The organism is Embleya sp. NPDC055664 (genome assembly GCF_053618075.1).
Genome location: NZ_JBSHGZ010000006.1, coordinates 230329 through 245149 on the forward strand (window position 1 = coordinate 230329; position 14821 = coordinate 245149).

At 71.6% G+C, this 14821-nt stretch carries 14 protein-coding genes; 6 read left to right on the top strand and 8 right to left on the bottom strand.

Features of this window, described 5'->3' with window-relative positions:
* Nucleotides 1-204: 204 nt before the first annotated feature.
* Nucleotides 205-654 carry a hypothetical protein gene (locus ACWGR4_RS13470; protein ID WP_380002809.1) on the bottom strand — a complete coding sequence of 150 codons (450 nt, stop codon included), beginning with the start codon at nucleotides 652-654 and terminating at the stop codon, nucleotides 205-207.
* A gap of 352 nt (nucleotides 655-1006) precedes the next feature.
* Here ACWGR4_RS13470 and ACWGR4_RS13475 point away from each other — a divergent pair, with 352 nt between their 5' ends.
* The 3 genes from ACWGR4_RS13475 to ACWGR4_RS13485 all read left to right on the top strand — a co-directional run bounded on the left by ACWGR4_RS13475 (nucleotide 1007) and on the right by ACWGR4_RS13485 (nucleotide 4333).
* Nucleotides 1007-2014, top strand: coding sequence for a transcriptional regulator (locus ACWGR4_RS13475; RefSeq protein ID WP_452133075.1), 1008 nt, complete (start codon nucleotides 1007-1009; stop codon nucleotides 2012-2014).
* 430 nt (nucleotides 2015-2444) lie between these two features.
* Complete coding sequence (locus tag ACWGR4_RS13480; RefSeq protein ID WP_452133076.1) at nucleotides 2445-2717, top strand: hypothetical protein; 273 nt, start codon at nucleotides 2445-2447, stop codon at nucleotides 2715-2717.
* 401 nt (nucleotides 2718-3118) lie between these two features.
* Nucleotides 3119-4333 carry a cytochrome P450 gene (locus tag ACWGR4_RS13485; protein ID WP_380002804.1) on the top strand — a complete coding sequence of 405 codons (1215 nt, stop codon included), beginning with the start codon at nucleotides 3119-3121 and terminating at the stop codon, nucleotides 4331-4333.
* Nucleotides 4334-4415: 82 nt separating this feature from the next.
* On the opposite strand, the gene ACWGR4_RS13490 is transcribed toward ACWGR4_RS13485, so the two are convergent.
* The 5 genes from ACWGR4_RS13490 to ACWGR4_RS13510 form a co-directional block, all read right to left on the bottom strand.
* Nucleotides 4416-5714: a cytochrome P450 gene (locus ACWGR4_RS13490; protein WP_380002802.1), complete on the bottom strand. Its 1299-nt coding sequence runs from the start codon at nucleotides 5712-5714 to the stop codon at nucleotides 4416-4418.
* Nucleotides 5711-6334: a GTP-binding protein gene (locus ACWGR4_RS13495; RefSeq protein ID WP_126643223.1), complete on the bottom strand. Its 624-nt coding sequence runs from the start codon at nucleotides 6332-6334 to the stop codon at nucleotides 5711-5713. The genes ACWGR4_RS13490 and ACWGR4_RS13495 overlap by 4 nt, the downstream gene beginning before the upstream one ends.
* Nucleotides 6315-6674 (bottom strand): DUF742 domain-containing protein, encoded by a 360-nt coding sequence (locus ACWGR4_RS13500; RefSeq protein ID WP_078977125.1) that lies wholly within the window; start codon nucleotides 6672-6674, stop codon nucleotides 6315-6317. The genes ACWGR4_RS13495 and ACWGR4_RS13500 overlap by 20 nt, the downstream gene beginning before the upstream one ends.
* Nucleotides 6671-7135: a roadblock/LC7 domain-containing protein gene (locus tag ACWGR4_RS13505; RefSeq protein ID WP_126643224.1), complete on the bottom strand. Its 465-nt coding sequence runs from the start codon at nucleotides 7133-7135 to the stop codon at nucleotides 6671-6673. Before ACWGR4_RS13505 ends, ACWGR4_RS13500 begins: the two co-directional genes overlap by 4 nt.
* Nucleotides 7136-7215: 80 nt before the next feature.
* On the bottom strand, nucleotides 7216-8736 hold the full coding sequence (locus ACWGR4_RS13510; RefSeq protein WP_452133077.1) for a sensor histidine kinase: 1521 nt from the start codon (nucleotides 8734-8736) through the stop codon (nucleotides 7216-7218).
* A 776-nt stretch (nucleotides 8737-9512) separates the two neighbouring features.
* Here ACWGR4_RS13510 and ACWGR4_RS13515 point away from each other — a divergent pair.
* The 3 genes from ACWGR4_RS13515 to ACWGR4_RS13525 all read left to right on the top strand — a co-directional run bounded on the left by ACWGR4_RS13515 (nucleotide 9513) and on the right by ACWGR4_RS13525 (nucleotide 13022).
* The gene (locus tag ACWGR4_RS13515; RefSeq protein WP_452133078.1) at nucleotides 9513-10769 is read left to right on the top strand and encodes a L,D-transpeptidase; all 1257 of its coding nucleotides are present in this window, start codon (nucleotides 9513-9515) and stop codon (nucleotides 10767-10769) included.
* A 132-nt stretch (nucleotides 10770-10901) separates the two neighbouring features.
* On the top strand, nucleotides 10902-12086 hold the full coding sequence (locus tag ACWGR4_RS13520) for a L,D-transpeptidase (protein WP_380002799.1): 1185 nt from the start codon (nucleotides 10902-10904) through the stop codon (nucleotides 12084-12086).
* Nucleotides 12087-12356: 270 nt separating this feature from the next.
* Nucleotides 12357-13022 (top strand): DUF6629 family protein, encoded by a 666-nt coding sequence (locus ACWGR4_RS13525; RefSeq protein WP_452128961.1) that lies wholly within the window; start codon nucleotides 12357-12359, stop codon nucleotides 13020-13022.
* Between the two features lie 36 nt (nucleotides 13023-13058).
* Here the strand turns inward: ACWGR4_RS13525 and ACWGR4_RS13530 are convergent, their stop codons facing one another.
* A complete protein-coding gene (locus ACWGR4_RS13530) occupies nucleotides 13059-14075 on the bottom strand; it encodes an S-adenosylmethionine:tRNA ribosyltransferase-isomerase (protein ID WP_452128960.1) in 1017 nt (338 codons plus the stop codon).
* Nucleotides 14072-14779 carry an SDR family NAD(P)-dependent oxidoreductase gene (locus ACWGR4_RS13535; RefSeq protein WP_452128959.1) on the bottom strand — a complete coding sequence of 236 codons (708 nt, stop codon included), beginning with the start codon at nucleotides 14777-14779 and terminating at the stop codon, nucleotides 14072-14074. The genes ACWGR4_RS13530 and ACWGR4_RS13535 overlap by 4 nt, the downstream gene beginning before the upstream one ends.
* Nucleotides 14780-14821 lie beyond the last annotated feature (42 nt).

Sequence of the window (14821 nt, forward strand, 5' to 3'; positions counted from 1 at the left end):
CCGGGGTTCGGTCCGGCCTGTGTCCGGCTGCGGACCGGCTTCGGTCCCGTGTCGGACCGCCCCGATCGGGGCCCACGCACGGACGCGCCCCCCGGCCGAGAGGCCGAGGGACGCGTCGCGTCTTGCCGATACCGGTCGGGTCGAGCAGGTATTGGGGGAGCCGCTCGTGATGTCAGGTCTCCGACCGGTACGTCCTGGGCGACCTCAGATCGCCTGCTGGTGGCGCTCGGCGAGCGCGCGGGCCGCCTCCGCGATCGCCGCGCGCACGTGCCGCAGCGTGGTCAGGCGGTTGTCGGGCGTGGGCGGCACCAGCCAGACCAGCGGGCCGTCGTTCTGCTCCGGCGGCGGCGGGAAGGTGATCCACGCGCCGCGTCCGTGGTGGCGTGGGCCGAGCCGGCGCTCGCGCGGGCGCATCGGCATCACGGCGGTCGGCGGTACGAGGAATCCGATCCGGCGGTAGCGGCGGTCGAAGATGACCGGTCCGACCGGCACGCGGTGTGCGTGCAGGGTCTCCAGGGCCGCCCGACCGAGCCGGTCCTCCACCTCGATCACGTCGAACGTCTCGCCGGCGGCGACCAGGCGAGGTGCGTACGGGTTCCGAAGCGCGTCCTGCGGCAGCGCTGCCAGCGTCGTTCGGTTCACGTCGGCGTCCATCGGTGAGGCGGTCCTCTCGTTTCGTCATGGAAGTCATGGAAACGGAATCGTCCCCGGGGGCCGGGAGGTCCTCGAAGCGTCCTCTGTGTCCTGCACGTGCCAGAGGCGTCCGAGTTGTGCGTCGTCCGCCCTGCCCTTAGATGCAACCAGGCCGGCACACGGTGTGACGAGGCCCGCGGTGGGACTCCTGAAGGACGCGCTGAGGACTCTTGCCGCCCTAACGGGCTAGAGGCATGACGCCGCAGGTGGGACGGGGTCACGATCGAGATCCAGCACGGATCTTCCGGACCCGGTGTATTACGTGAGCGGGTCCTCCAGTCATGTCCGTCAACCGACGCGTATGGAGGACGCGGTGCAACGACGTACCTTTCTGGCCGGCGCCGCCGTCGCCGGCCTCACGGCGAAGACATCCGCCGCGTACGCCTCCTCGGCGCCGGCACCCGCCCTCCCCGACCCCGCCGCCTATGTGGCCACCACCGCCCGCCTGCGGTCCCGCTACTGGATCGAGGAACCGGGGCGGCTGCTCCCGGTGGTGGCCGAACACGCCCGCCACGGCGCCCGGCTGTTGGCCGAGGGGCCCGAGGGGGCGCACTACTCCGCGATCGCGGAGACCGCCCTGCTCGCGTCCCGGATCGCCTTCTTCGACCTGAGCCTGCGCGGACCGCACGTGCGGCGCTGGCAGGACCTCGCGTTGGAGGCGGCGGACCGGGGCCGGGACGGCTCGCTGGCCGCGGCCGTGCTCGGGCACATGGCCTTCGCCCCGGCCTGGACCGGGCGCGGCACCGAGGCCCGGGACACGCTGGCCGCGGCGCGGGAGCGGACCACGAGCGGCGACGCGGGTCCGACGCTGCGGGCCTGGTTGGACGCGATCGCGGCGGAGGCGGAGGTGCGGCTGGGTACGCCCGACGCGGCCTTTCCGCTGCTGGACCGGGCCGCCGACACGTTCGCGCCGCCGGACACGCCCGGGTCGTGGACGGCGGACGGCCCGCCGGCCTGGCTGGACTGGTTCTCGGCGGCCCGCCTGGAGGGTTTCCGGGGCGCCGCGGAGGTGGCCGCCGGCCGCTCGGCGGAGGCGCGGGCAACGCTGGAGCGCACCCTGGCGGGGCTGCCGGCGCACAGCCACAAGCAGCGCGCGATGACCCTGGCCGAACTGGCCGCGACGGCGGTCGGCGCCCGCGAGCCGCAGGACGCGTGCCGGCTACTGGAGGAGGCCCTCGACCTGGTCGGCGTACAGGGATACGCAACGGCGGTGGACCGCGTCCGCACGGTACGCGCATCCCTGGCCCCGTGGTCCCGCGAACCCTTCGTCCGCGACGTCGACGACCGCCTACGCACAGGCGGCGGATCGCAGCCGGGGTAGGCCCGCCGCCTCCCTCGCCCGGCCTCCGGCCGGGAGGCCTCGAATATCGGCCGGGCCGAGTGCCCTCAAACGCCGGCCGGGCTGCTTGCGCGCGGGCCCCGGCCGGACCGACGTTGAGCCCCGGCGGCGGCCGGCCTCGCGTGGCCTACCCTCGTTGTGTGGATTGTGTTGCTTCGTTGGAGCGGCGGCTTGCCGGGTTGTCGGTCGAGCGGTTGACGGCTCTGTTGGAGGAGCGGGCGTTGCCCCGCTCGGCCGGATACACGCGGGTTGCCGGCTTCCGCGAGTTGGCGCGGTTCCTGGTGGCGGACGAGTCCGTGATGGTGGGGCTGTCGCGGGTGAGCGCCGGTGACGTCGCGCTGTTGGCGGCGGTGGCGTCGCGGGCATCGGAGGAGTACGGCCCGGTACCGAACGCGCGCCCGCACGTGTCCGCGTGGTCCCCGGCGCCGACGCCGATCCGGAGGCATCCGAACTGGACGGCCTCGGCATCGACGTCACCCGACGCCCCGCGCTCGCGCGCGCCGTCGCCGCGTTGCGCGACACGTTGCCCGCGCCGAGTACCACCGCCCGGTTCCAATCCGACCTGACCGCCACCGTGACCGGCGCGCCGGCCCCCGAACTCGCCGAACTGCTCTCCGCCGTCGGCGACATCGAATCCGAGGGCCACGCCGTGGTCCGGCGGATCGGCCCGGCGACCCGGCACTGATCGCCGAGGTCGCCGGCGCCCGCGCCCTGGCCAAACTGGGCCTGCGCCGCATCGCCCCGACCGTACTGATCTCCACCGCACCGCCCGAGGGGACGCTGACCGCGCTGCGCGGTGCGGGTTACGCACCGGCCCTGGAGGCCGAGACCGGCACCACGGTCCTGGAGCGTGCGCCCGCGCAACGCGCCCCGAACCACCTCCTCGCGGTGGACCAGCCCCTGGCGCGGTACGGCGCACCCACCCCGGGAATGCCGGCCGACGCCCGCGAACTCGCGGAGCTACTGACCGCGGGAGGGTGAAGTCGGCCCCGCGGGCGGGGTGGACCCCGAGGTGGTTGGGTCCATAGCCTGGGGCGGTTGGTTGATGATCTTCGATCGCGTTGCGGGACAAGGGGATTCGATTCGATGACCGCTCTGGACGTGCCCGACATACTTTCGCCCGAGTTCGCGGCCGATCCGTATCCCCTCTACCGGAGCATGCGGGACGAACACCCGCTGCTGTGGCACGAAGGTATGCAGAGTTGGGTCATCTCGCGCTACGCGGACCTCGAACGGGCCTTCAAGGAACCGGTGTTCACCACCGACAACTACGACTGGCAGCTGGAGCCCGTGCACGGGCGGACCATCCTGCAGATGAGCGGGCGCGAACACGCCGTGCGGCGCGCGCTGGTGGCACCGGCGTTTCGCGGAAACACCCTTCAGGAAACGTTCATGCCGGTGATCGAGCGCAACGCCCGGCAACTGGTGGACACCTTCCGCACGCGCGGATCGGTGGACCTGGTACCGGAGTTCGCCCAGCGCTTCCCGGTCAACGTGATCGCCGACATGCTCGGCTTGGACCAGGCCGACCACGAGCGGTTCCAGGGCTGGTACACCGCGGTCATCGCGTTCCTGGGCAACCTGAGCCAGGACCCCGGTGTGGCCGCCGCCGGGCTGCGCACCCGGGACGAGTTCGCCGCGTACATGTTGCCGCTGATCGCCGAGCGGCGGGCGAACCCGGGCGAGGACCTGCTGTCCACGCTGTGCCTGGCCGAGATCGACGGCACCCGGATGAGCGACGAGGACATCAAGGCCTTCTGCAGCCTGCTGCTCGCCGCCGGTGGCGAGACGACGGACAAGGCGATCGCGAGCCTGTTCAAGAACCTGCTCGAACACCCCGACCAACTCGCCGCGGTGCGCGCCGACCGCTCGCTGATCCCGCGCGCGTTCGCCGAGACGCTGCGCTACTCGCCGCCGGTGCACATGATCATGCGCCAACCCGCCGAGGACGTCGAACTCGCCGGCGGCGTGGTGCCCGCAGGCAGCACGCTCACCTGCCTGATCGGCGCCGCGAACCGGGACGACCGACGCTACGCGCACCCCGACCGGTTCGACATCTTCCGCGAGGACCTGACCGCCAAGACCGCGTTCTCCGCGGCGGCCGACCATCTTTCCTTCGCGCTCGGCCGGCACTTCTGCGTCGGCGCGCTGCTCGCGGTGGCCGAGGTCGAGGTGGGCACCAACCAACTCCTGGACGCGATGCCCGACCTGGCCTTCGCGCCGGGCTTCGCACCCGTCGAGAAGGGCGTGTTCACCCGCGGCCCGGTCGCACTGCCGGTCACCTTCACCCCCACGGCCTGAGCCGCGCCGTCCCGCGTCCCGCGAGAAGCGCCGAGAGACGCCCGGGGACGGGCCACGCGCCCGTCCCCGCGCCGACCCGGATTCACCCCACGTACGCCGGGGTGAACTCGACCGGAAGGTTCTCCAGACCGCGCATCCATACCGAGTCGCGCCAGACCAGTTCCCGGGTGGGCACCGACAGGTTGACGTCGGGCAACCGGTCGAGCAACACCTCGATCGCCGCCCGCGCGATCACCTCGGCCAACTCCGGCGCCGGGTACGGGCAGCGGTGCTCGCCGTGGCTGAACGACATGTGCGCGCTGTTCCCCGCCGCGCCGGCGTGCGAGTCGGGCCGCACCTGCGGGTCGGTGTTGGCCGCGGACAGCCCGAGCACCAGCAGATCGCCCGCCTTGATCTTCTGCCCGCCGAGCACCGTCGAGCGCACCGCCCAGCGGCCGATGAAGTTCTGCGTCGGGGTGTCCTCCCACAACACCTCGTTCAGCGCCTGCCCGACGCTGCGCCGGCCGCCGGACAGGGTCAGCGCGAAACGGTCGTCGGTCAGCATCAGCCGCAGCGTGTTGCCGATCCAGTTCGCGGTGGGCTGCTGGGCGGCGGCCATCACCACGAGCATGTCCTGGATCAGTTCCTCCTCGGCCAACTCGGCCGGGTGCACCAGCAGCCGCGACGGCACGTCGGCGCCGGGGCGTTCGCGCTTGCGCTCCAACAACCGGGCCATCGTGGCCCGTACCCGCAGGTGCGCGTCCACCGCGCCCTCGCCGCCGTCCAACGAACCGGCCAGGTCCCGGACCAGATCCGGGGTCTCCTCCTCGGGCAACCCGAACAGCCGCGCCACCACCAGCGAGGGCAGCCGGTGCGCGTAGTCCGCCATCAACTCGGCCTCGCCCACCCCGGCGAACTCGTCGACCAGCCGATCCGCGATCCGCTCGGCCTGGGCGCGCAGTTCGAACTGGTCCACCGCCGAGAGCGCGTCGCTGATCGCCCCGGCCCGGCGCCGGTGTTCGGGCCCCTCGGTGAACATCACCGACGGCTGGTAGCCGACGAACGGCATCAGCGGCCAGTCCGGCGCGATCCGGTCCCACGCGTGCCAGCGCCGCGAGTCGCGGGCGAACATCTGGTCGTTCGCCGTGACATGGTGCACCTCGCGGTAGCCGAGCACGAACCACGCGGGGATGTCGCCGTCGAGCAGGATCGGCGCCACCGAGCCGTGTTCCTGGCGCAGTTTGCGATACATCCCGTGCGGGTCCTGCCACAACCCCGGGCCGGACAACCGCGCGGCGCCCTCGTGCGAGGGGTCGAGGGCCGGCCCGCCGCCCGCGTGCGCGGGGCAACCCTGCGGCGGCGCGGGGGCGTTCGGGTCGTTGAGGTCCGAAGGCGTGGTCACAGGGCGTGCTCCCGGGCGAAGGACAACGTGTAGAGGTGGTTCACCAGCGCGATCAGCACGGCCTTGCTGGACTCCCGGCTGCGCGCGTCGCAGTCGACCATCGGGATCTCGGCGGGCAGGGACAGCGCGTCGCGCACCTCCTCCAGCGTGTGCTCGGGTGGCCCGAAGTTGTTGCGGGCCAGGACGAACGGCATGCCGTGGTGCTCCAGCCGGTCGATCGCGTACCACGAGTCCTCGAGCCGCCTGGGGTCGACCAGCACGACCGCTCCGAGCGTGCCCGAGAACAACCGGTCCCACAGGAACCAGAAGCGCTCCTGCCCGGGAGCGCCGAACAGGTACAGCACCATCTCGTCGTTGAGCGAGATCCGACCGAAGTCGAAGGCGACCGTGGTGGTGGTCTTGCCATCCGCGCCGCGCGCGTCGTCGATGCCCACACCCGCCCGGGTCATCGTCTCCTCGGTGTTGAGCGGACGTATCTCGCTCACCGAGCGCACCATCGTCGTCTTGCCGACGCCGAACCCGCCCACGATGGCGATCTTGAGCCCGTCGCTCGCGGTGCTCGCCAGGGGGGTACGCACGGCCGGCTCGGACGTGGCGAGCTCAGAGGTTGTGGAGTCCAACGAGCACCTGCTTCAGGATCTCGGTATCGGGTAGTTGCGCCCGGCGCGGGGACAGGCGCGGGTGCCGCGCGGTGATTCGCCCCGTGTCGAGCAGGTCGCAGAGCAGGATCTTCACCACGCCCACGGGCAGGCCCAGTTCGGCGGCGATCTCCACCACGGCGGTCGGTCGATCGCACATCCGCAGGATCCGCACGTGCTCGGACTGCATGCCCGGCGTGGGTTCGCACTCGCTGACGATCAGGGTGACCAGGTCGAACGCGTCCTCGTCGGCGCGCGTTCGACCGTTGGTGACCGTGTACAGCCGATCCGGATCGCCGCTGTCGACTGGCCGCCGGATCATGCCGATCGGCCGCCTTCGTCGAAGTTCCGAGCCGGTGTGCTCAGATACTCGCCAATCTGCTCGACCAATTCGTTCATGTTGTGTCCCACCACCCCGGCGTCCGCGTCGTCGTCCGCGATCACCGCGAGGTGGGCGCCCTCGCCCGCCTCGACGATGAACAGGATGCCGCCGTGGAACTCGGTCATCGACTGGCGCACACCGCCGCTGCCGTCGCCGAACTCGATCGACGCGCCGTGCGACAGGCTCTGGATGCCGGACGCGATGGCGGCGAGCTGGTCGGCCTGGTCGATCGTCAGCCCGCCGGTACGGCACAACTTCAGGCCGTCCTTGGACAACACCAGCGAGTGCCGCGTGCCCGGAGTGCGCTCGATCAGGTTCTCCAGGAGCCAGTCGAGATCACGCTCGGACCGCCGTTGCGGGTCGGTCCGCTGCGCTTCGGTGCCGTGTGCTGTTGCGCTCATAGGGCTTCCGGGGTGGACATCGCTCGGATGCCCGCCCCCGCCTCCGTTCTCTCGTTGCGTACCACCCGGCGAAGGGGCGATCAGGACTTGTCGTCGGGGGACGCCGTCACGTCCCGACCCGGTCGTTCGCCCTGTACCGCCTGGCGGAACGCGCCGAAGCGGGCCCCGGGCGCGGGGCGCGGTTTGCTCTCGCGGGAGCCGGCGTCCGAGCGCGACTCGGCCCGCTCGGCCGCCCTGGCCGCGGCGGCCAGGGTCTGTCCGGGACGGCGCTTGGCCAACCCGGAGAGCGTGGGTGCGGGCGCCGGCTCGGCGGACGGCGCCGCAGGAGTCACGGGTGCCGCAGGCGCTGCGGGCGCTGCAGGCGCCTCCGCCATGGCCCGGGCCGCCGGCGCCGCCTCCACGGGGTGCGCCCGCCCCGAACGCACCTCGGGCGCGGCCCGCTTGCGCGGCTCGGGCCGGATCTCGCCGACCAGCTGCCGCGGAATCATCACCACGACGCCCGTACCACCGCGCGAGGACGGCCGGAAGGACACGGTCAGCCCGTGCTTGCGGGCCAGACAACCCACCACGGCCAGTCCCAGCCGCGTCCCGGACAGCGTGGTCAGGTCCAACGCGTCGGCCGAGACCGCCTGTTCGGCCCGCCGCAGGGCGAACTCGCCCATCACCAGGCCACCGTCCTCCACCGTGACCACGACGCCCGCCGGCACGTCCTCGACGTAGACGTGCACCTGCTCGGACGGCGGCGAGAACTTGGTCGCGTTGTCCATCAGTTCGGCCAGCGCGTGCATCACGCCCTCGGCCGCGTAGCCGGCCACCGCCGCCTCGCTGGTGGAGTGCACCCGCACCCGCTGGTAGGCGCTGATCCGGCCGACCGCGCCGCGCAGGATGCTCTCCATCACGATCGGCTTGGTCCAACGCCGCCCCGAACGCGCGCCGGTGAGCACCGCGATGCTGTCCGCGAGCCGGCCCGCCTGGGCGGTGCTGTGGTCGAGCCGGAGCAGGTCGCCGAAGACCTCCTCGCCGTGCCGGCCCTCCATCTCGCGCAGGTCGGCGAGCATGCTGGTGGACAACGCCTGTACCCGACCGGCGGCGTTCGCGCACGCCGACATCGCGGCGGCACGCATACGTTCACCCTGGCCCACCTCGCGCGCGACGGTGGTCAACATCCGTGCCAGCGCCTCATGTTGCGGCGTGGGTACACCGGCCAGGGCGGTCTCCACCGACGCGCCGTCGCGCAGCAGCGCCACCAACGCGGGCAACGTCTGGTCGGCGACCCGGGTCGCCTCGGCCTGGAACGCGGACATCCGGTCCCGGTTGGCGTCGTTCCAGCGGGCCGCGTCACCCTCCAACGTGGCGACTCGGGCGCGCAACAGGTCCGCGGTGCCGATCGCGTAGACGGTGGCCGCGACCGCGATGGCCAACGCCAAGGCGACCGCCACGCCGCCCACCGCGACGGTGGTGCGATGCTTCGAGCCGACGGCCGACACCGCCCACACGACCGCGCCTGCGGTACAGATCGACACGACCGCGAAGGCGAGCAGTGGCCGCCCCATCGGGGGTCGTTCGGACCGGGCGCGAGGGGGCATGTCTACTGCTGACATCAAGCGGATCCTCGTTGCCGGGGGCTGGTCGGGCGTGAGCCTACCGGGCCGGATCCGGACGTGCCCAACACCGACCTTCCGGACGCATGCGTAGCCTGACGTGTCGTCAACTGGGCTGATTTGTCCGTGAGTTACCCATCTCTCCAGCGGCCGGTCGAGCCGGCGCAAACCCTCGCCGAGAACGAATCCGGCCACGTCCGAGCGGTTTTGGCACCCGCGCTCGCCGACCCCCACCCACCCGCGCCCGACGGGCCGCGACACCGCGCGAAGCCCCGGCGGCGGTGATCAGTCTCACGTACCAAGCGCCCGAAAAGGTGCCGTGCGACCAGCCCGCGGAAGACCCACGAGCGCTCGCGGCCGGCCGCGAGCGCCACCCGTATATAGGGGAGAAACAAGGGAGCGGATCGCGGCGCGACGCCTATACCGCCCCCGACCACGCCCACGCAAGTACAACGAACGCGGGCTCCGTGCCGGCCACGCCGCACGCACGGTCGCCGCGAGCACTCCGACGTCGGTCGATCCGCCGACTCGTCGACCCGCAATCCACCGCACAACCGACGCACCACCGTCGTCGGCGACGACCACCGCCGGGCCACGCGGACCGTCGAATCGAGGACTCACTCACTATCCGCTCGCCAAAACGAGACGTACATCACATCCCTCGGAGAGCAACCTGAGACCCCCTCCGGAAGTCAATGATGCGGAGACTCGCATCGCGCGGCCTCCGTCTTTTCGACCCGTTGTGAAGGGAATCCCGAAACGTGGCAGGTAAAGCGATGCGACGGCGCACCGTTCCGGCCGTTCTGATCGCCGGCGCGATCCTGTTCACGGGGGCCTGCGGGCTGCTGGGCGGCGACGACAAGGGCGACAAGACGAGCAACGCGGGCAGCGAATCCAAGATCGCGCCCGGCGCGTCCGGCGGCGCCCCGGGTACCGAGTCCGGCAAACCCCCCGAGCCGGCCAAAGGGGCCGCGCCGCAGGTGACCATGACGCCCGAGGACGGCGCCACCGGCGTCGACCTCGCCGATCCGCTGACCTTCGCGATCGAGGGCGGCAAGGTCTCCGCGGTCAAGGTGACCAACGCCCGGGGCGAACAGGTCGACGGCACCCTGTCGCCCGACGGCAAGTCCTGGAAGCCGAAGGTCCCGTTCACCCCCGGCGGCCAGTACACGGTGAGCACCACCGCCACCAACACGGACAACCAGCCGACCACGATCTCCACCAGGTTCACCACCCAGACGCTGGGCAAGGAGGTGACCGCCTCGATCTTCCCCGACGGCGGGACCGTCGGCGTCGGTCAGCCCGTCTCGGTGCGCTTCGACCGGCCGATCACCAACAAGGCCGAGGCGGAGAAGGCGATGAAGGTCACCGCGACGCCCGCGGTGTCCGGCGCGTGGCACTGGTTCGGCAACACCCGGGTGGAGTGGCGGCCCAAGGACTATTGGAAGGCCGGCACCAAGGTCAAGGTCGACCTCAACCTGCGCGGCGCCGACCTCGGCGGCGGCGCGGGCTCCAAGCAGTACAAGAGCTTCAACTTCGCGATCAGCAACGTCGCGCGGATCTCCACCGTCGATGTGGCGAGCAAGACGATGACCACCACCGAGAACGGCAAGGTGGTCAAGACCACCAAGGTCACCACCGGCGAGTCCCCCAAGTACGACACCTGGGGCGGCGTGATGGTGGTGATGGAGAAGTACGAGAAGACCCGGATGAACTCGGCGACCGTGGGTCTGGGCAAGGAGTACGACATCGCGGACGTCCCGTGGGCGGTCCGAATCACCACCTCGGGCACGTTCGTACACGGCAACTACTGGTACGACAAGGCCAATCCGCCGTTCGGCCGGGCCAACACCAGCCACGGCTGCGTGAGCATGACGCCCGAGGACGCCAAGTGGTTCTACGACCACGCCGATCGCGGCGACGTGGTCAAGGTGGTCAACTCCAAGGAGCGCGCGGTCGCGGCCGACAACGGCTACGGCGCGTGGAACCTGAGCTGGTCCCAGTGGTTGGCCGGCAGCGCGACCAAGGAGTGACCCCCGGGCGCGACGCACCCGACGACGATTGAGACCTCGATCACAGGGCCCCTCGTGCAACGGCCACGCGGCCGGCGGCGTCCCTCAGGTGAATCCACCTGATCGGACGGCTTAGCCCGGGGGGCCCTTTTCATGACCGGTATCACCCAGCGTGTCGGGGTCGCGGCGTTCGTCGCGGCGACCCTGTTGTTGACCGGAGCCTGTAGCAAGGACGACGCGAAGAAGTCGGCGGACCCGGCGAAGGCGGCCGGCGAGAACCGCGCCGGCCCGGCCGAGCCCGCCGTGGTCACCCTGACCCCCGTGGACAAGGCCACCGGCGTCGACCCGGGCACCCCGGTGAAGATCGCGGTCGGCGGCGGCAAGGTGTCCGAGGTCAAGGTGACCAACGCGAGCGGCGAGGCGGTCGACGGCGCGCTGAACGGCGACTCCTGGAAGCCGAAGGTGCCGTTCATGTACGGCGGCAAGTACACGGTCACCGCCACCGCCGTCAACGCGGAGAACAAGCCGACCACCGCCAACGCGGCGTTCACCGTGCTCAATCCGACGCAGGCGGCCACCGCCACCTTCATGCCGGACGCGGACGCCACGGTCGGCGTGGGCCAGCCGGTGTCGATCACCTTCGACCAGCCGGTGAAGAACCGCAAGGCGGTCCAGGAGGCGATCAAGGTCACCGCCACGCCCGCCGTCGAGGGCGCCTGGCACTGGTTCGGCAACTCGCGGGTGGACTGGCGGCCGAAGGAGTACTGGCCGACCGGCACCCAGGTGAAGGTGGACCTGAACCTGCGCGGCGTGGACCTCGGCGGCGGGGTGATGTCCAAGCAGTTCAAGAGCTTCGGCTTCAAGATCGCGGACACCAAGCGCATCGCCGTGGTGGACGCCAACGCGCACACGATGACCGTCTCCGAGAACGACCAGGTGGTCAAGACGATCCCGATCACCGCGGGCGAGGACCCCAAGTACACGACGTGGAACGGGATCATGGTGATGGAGGAGCGCTACCCCACGCTCGACATGAACTCGCAGACCGTCGGCCTGGGCAACGAGTACGACCAAAAGGCCGTGCCGTACGCGATGCGGATCACCGAGTCGGGCACGTTCCTGCACGCCAACACGTGGACCACGGTCAACCCGTTCGGCAACGCCAACACCAGCCACGGCTGCGTCTCGATGACGCTGGAGAACGCCAAGTGGATGTACGAGCGTTCGATCCGCGGGGACATCGTGCAGGTCAAGGGCAACGAGGAGAAGCCGGTGGCGGCCGACAACGGCTACGGCGCGTGGAACCTGACCTGGGAGCAGTGGACGGCCGGCAACTGACGCACGGTGTGGCCGGACCCGACACCGGGTCCGGCCACACCCGGTCCCGTCGCGCCGGCGTTGACCATGTCCGCGCCAACCGTGCCGGGCAGTCGGCGGTACGTGTGCCCTACACCCGGGCGTGACCCATCCCACGTCGATTCCCGGGGCCGAATGAGCGTATGAACTGTTGAACACACCAACCATGTGGGTACGCCTGCCACGGGACCACCCCACCCCTCCCGGTGAATCGAGGCAGCCGTGTGTTGGAGCGCCGGTGCGGACCTCGTGATGGGCAGTGCCATCACGGCGGTCGGCATAGCCAGCGTCGCCTCCGTGCGACGGATCAACGATCTGCCGATGGCGTTGTTGCCGGTCATCCTGGGCGCCCATCAACTCGTCGAGGCGTTGGTGTGGCAGGGCGAGACGGGTGACGTGTCGGCCGGTACCGCCGAGATCGCGCGCGAGGCCTGGGCGGTGATCGCCTTCCCGCTGTTGCCCGCCTTCGTCCCGCTCGCGGTGCTGGCCGCCCAGTGGCCGCTCGCCAGGGGTCGGGAGCGGGTCCGGGCCACGTTCTTCATCGTGCTCGGCCTGATGGTCGCGGGCGCCCTCGGGCACGCGCTCGTCTCGCGTCCGGTCGACGCCGAGATCTGCGGGAACACCGTGCGCTATTCGGTGGGCATTCCCGCCGCCCCGTGGGTGATCGCCGGCTATCTGGTCGCCACCCTGGGCTCGTTGTTGTTGGCCCGGGACCGACTGTTGCGGTTCCTGGGCCTGGTCTGCGCCGTCGGCGCGGCGGTCACCATGCGTCTGTGGTTCCACGCGTTCGCGTCGACGTGGTGTGCGGTCGCGGCGGCGGCGAGCGTGATCGTGCTGTGGTGGGTACGCTCCCGGCGCCCGGCCCCACCGGGGAGCGCGGGCTCCTCGCCCGGGCCCGTGTCCGAGTTGGTGCGGTGAGCCGGCGGCCCGGAGGCGGCTCCGGGCCGCCGCGGCTCAGGGCAGCAGCAGCGAACTGTCCCCGAACTCGTGCCACAGGTAGTCCTCGGCCAGCGCCGCGTCGTAGGCCCTGCGCACCGCCGCCCGGCCCACCACCGCTTCCAGGAGCAGCAGGTGGGTGGCCTCGGGCGCGTGCAGGCCGCTGATCACGCCGTCGACCACCCGGGCCGGCCGGTCCGGGCCGAGCATCAGGTCGGTCCAGCCGCTCGCGGCGGCGATCTCGCCGTCGGGGCCCACCGCCGACTCCAGGGCCCGGGTCACCGTGGTGCCCACCGCGATCACTCGGCGGGCCCGGCGCACCAGGTGCGCGGTGCTCTCCGGCACGGCGAACCACTCGCGCAGCGGCGGCTCGCCGACCTCCTGGGAGGACACCCCGGTGTGCAGCACGATCGGCGCGACGGTGACCCCGCGGGTGATCAGGTCGACCACCAGCTCGTGGGTGAACGGCCGCCCGGCGCTGGGCATCTCGGCGCTGCCCTCGTCCCGGGCGAAGATCGTCTGATACGCCGTCAGCGGCCAGCGCTCGCGCACGTGGGCGTAGCTGATCGGCCGGCCGCGGTCGGCCAGGAAGGTCTCCACCCGCGCGTGCGGCACGGTGATCCGGGCCTTCCACAACCGCTGGGGGGTGTGCTCGTGCGGATACGGGTCCAGGAGCAGCGCCATGCCGCACCGGGTGCCGGGGAAACGCACCGCCTCGAAGCGGCGCACCCCCGCCACCGGCCCGGGCGTGCCGTCGGTGTGCCGCAGTTCGACGATCCAGGTCTCCTCGTCGAGGCGGGTGGCGAAGTGCACGGTGACCGGCGAGCCGTCGGCGCGGTAGCCGTCCACCGCGGCGGGCAGCGTCGCGGAGGTGTTCACCACGAGCAGGTCGCCGGGTCCCAGGTGCCGTCCGAGGTCACGGAAGACGGTGTGCTCGACCCGCTCCCCCGCGTGCACGAGCAGCCGGACCCCGTCCCGCGCGAGCCCCCGTGCCTCGGCGGGTTCGGTGGCCTCATGCACGGTCGCGGTGGTCACGAGATCACCGCCGGGGCGAACTCGGCGACCGTGTACCGCCCGCTCGCGGGACGTTCGTCGAACAACCGCAGCAGGGCCGGCACCACGGTCTCGGGGTTCGGGCGATCCGAGACGTCCTCGCCGGGGAACGCCTGTTGATGCAGGTCGGTGTTCATGTCCCCGGGGTCGAACGCGTAGACGTCCAGGTCCGGGTTCTCGGCGGCCAGTGTCGCGCCGATGTGGTCGAGGGCAGCCTTGGCCGAGCCGTAGCCGCCCCAGCCGGGGTAGGCGTTGACGGCGGCGTCCGAGCTGATGTTCACCACCGCGCCGCGGTCGCCGTCGAGCAGGAAGGGAAGGGCGAGTCGGGTCAGCGCCAGCGGCGCGAACACGTTCACCTCGTACACCCGGACCAGGTCGGCCGGGGGATGGGCGGCGAGCGGCGGCAGCGGGCTGGGCCCGAGCGCGCTCGCGTTGTTGACGAGCAGGTCGAGTCGACCGGACTCGCGGACCAGGTCGCGCAGTTCGCGACGGTGCGCGGGATCGGTCACGTCGCCGGCGACGGCAATCACGTCGGCGTTGCCCAGAGCGCGCAGTTCGCGGGCGGCCCGATCCAGGTCGGCGGGCCCGCGGGCGTCCAGGATCAGCGTCCAGGAGCGGATGGCGAGCGCGCGGGCCAGGGCCAGGCCGAGGCCGCGCGAGGCGCCGGTGACGAGTGCGACAGGCATGGTGTTCTCCAGGGGAATTCCACACCCCACCCGGTGATGGGC

Excerpts from the sequence above, each read along its gene's own strand:
- ACWGR4_RS13470 (WP_380002809.1), bottom strand. The coding sequence starts at position 654 with ATGGACGCCGACGTGAACCGAACGACGCTGGCAGCGCTGCCGCAGGAC.
- ACWGR4_RS13485 (WP_380002804.1), top strand. The coding sequence starts at position 3,119 with ATGACCGCTCTGGACGTGCCCGACATACTTTCGCCCGAGTTCGCGGCC.
- ACWGR4_RS13500 (WP_078977125.1), bottom strand. The coding sequence starts at position 6,674 with ATGATCCGGCGGCCAGTCGACAGCGGCGATCCGGATCGGCTGTACACG.
- ACWGR4_RS13505 (WP_126643224.1), bottom strand. The coding sequence starts at position 7,135 with ATGAGCGCAACAGCACACGGCACCGAAGCGCAGCGGACCGACCCGCAA.
- ACWGR4_RS13510 (WP_452133077.1), bottom strand. The coding sequence starts at position 8,736 with ATGTCAGCAGTAGACATGCCCCCTCGCGCCCGGTCCGAACGACCCCCG.
- ACWGR4_RS13515 (WP_452133078.1), top strand. The coding sequence starts at position 9,513 with ATGCGACGGCGCACCGTTCCGGCCGTTCTGATCGCCGGCGCGATCCTG.
- ACWGR4_RS13520 (WP_380002799.1), top strand. The coding sequence starts at position 10,902 with ATGACCGGTATCACCCAGCGTGTCGGGGTCGCGGCGTTCGTCGCGGCG.
- ACWGR4_RS13525 (WP_452128961.1), top strand. The coding sequence starts at position 12,357 with ATGGGCAGTGCCATCACGGCGGTCGGCATAGCCAGCGTCGCCTCCGTG.
- ACWGR4_RS13535 (WP_452128959.1), bottom strand. The coding sequence starts at position 14,779 with ATGCCTGTCGCACTCGTCACCGGCGCCTCGCGCGGCCTCGGCCTGGCC.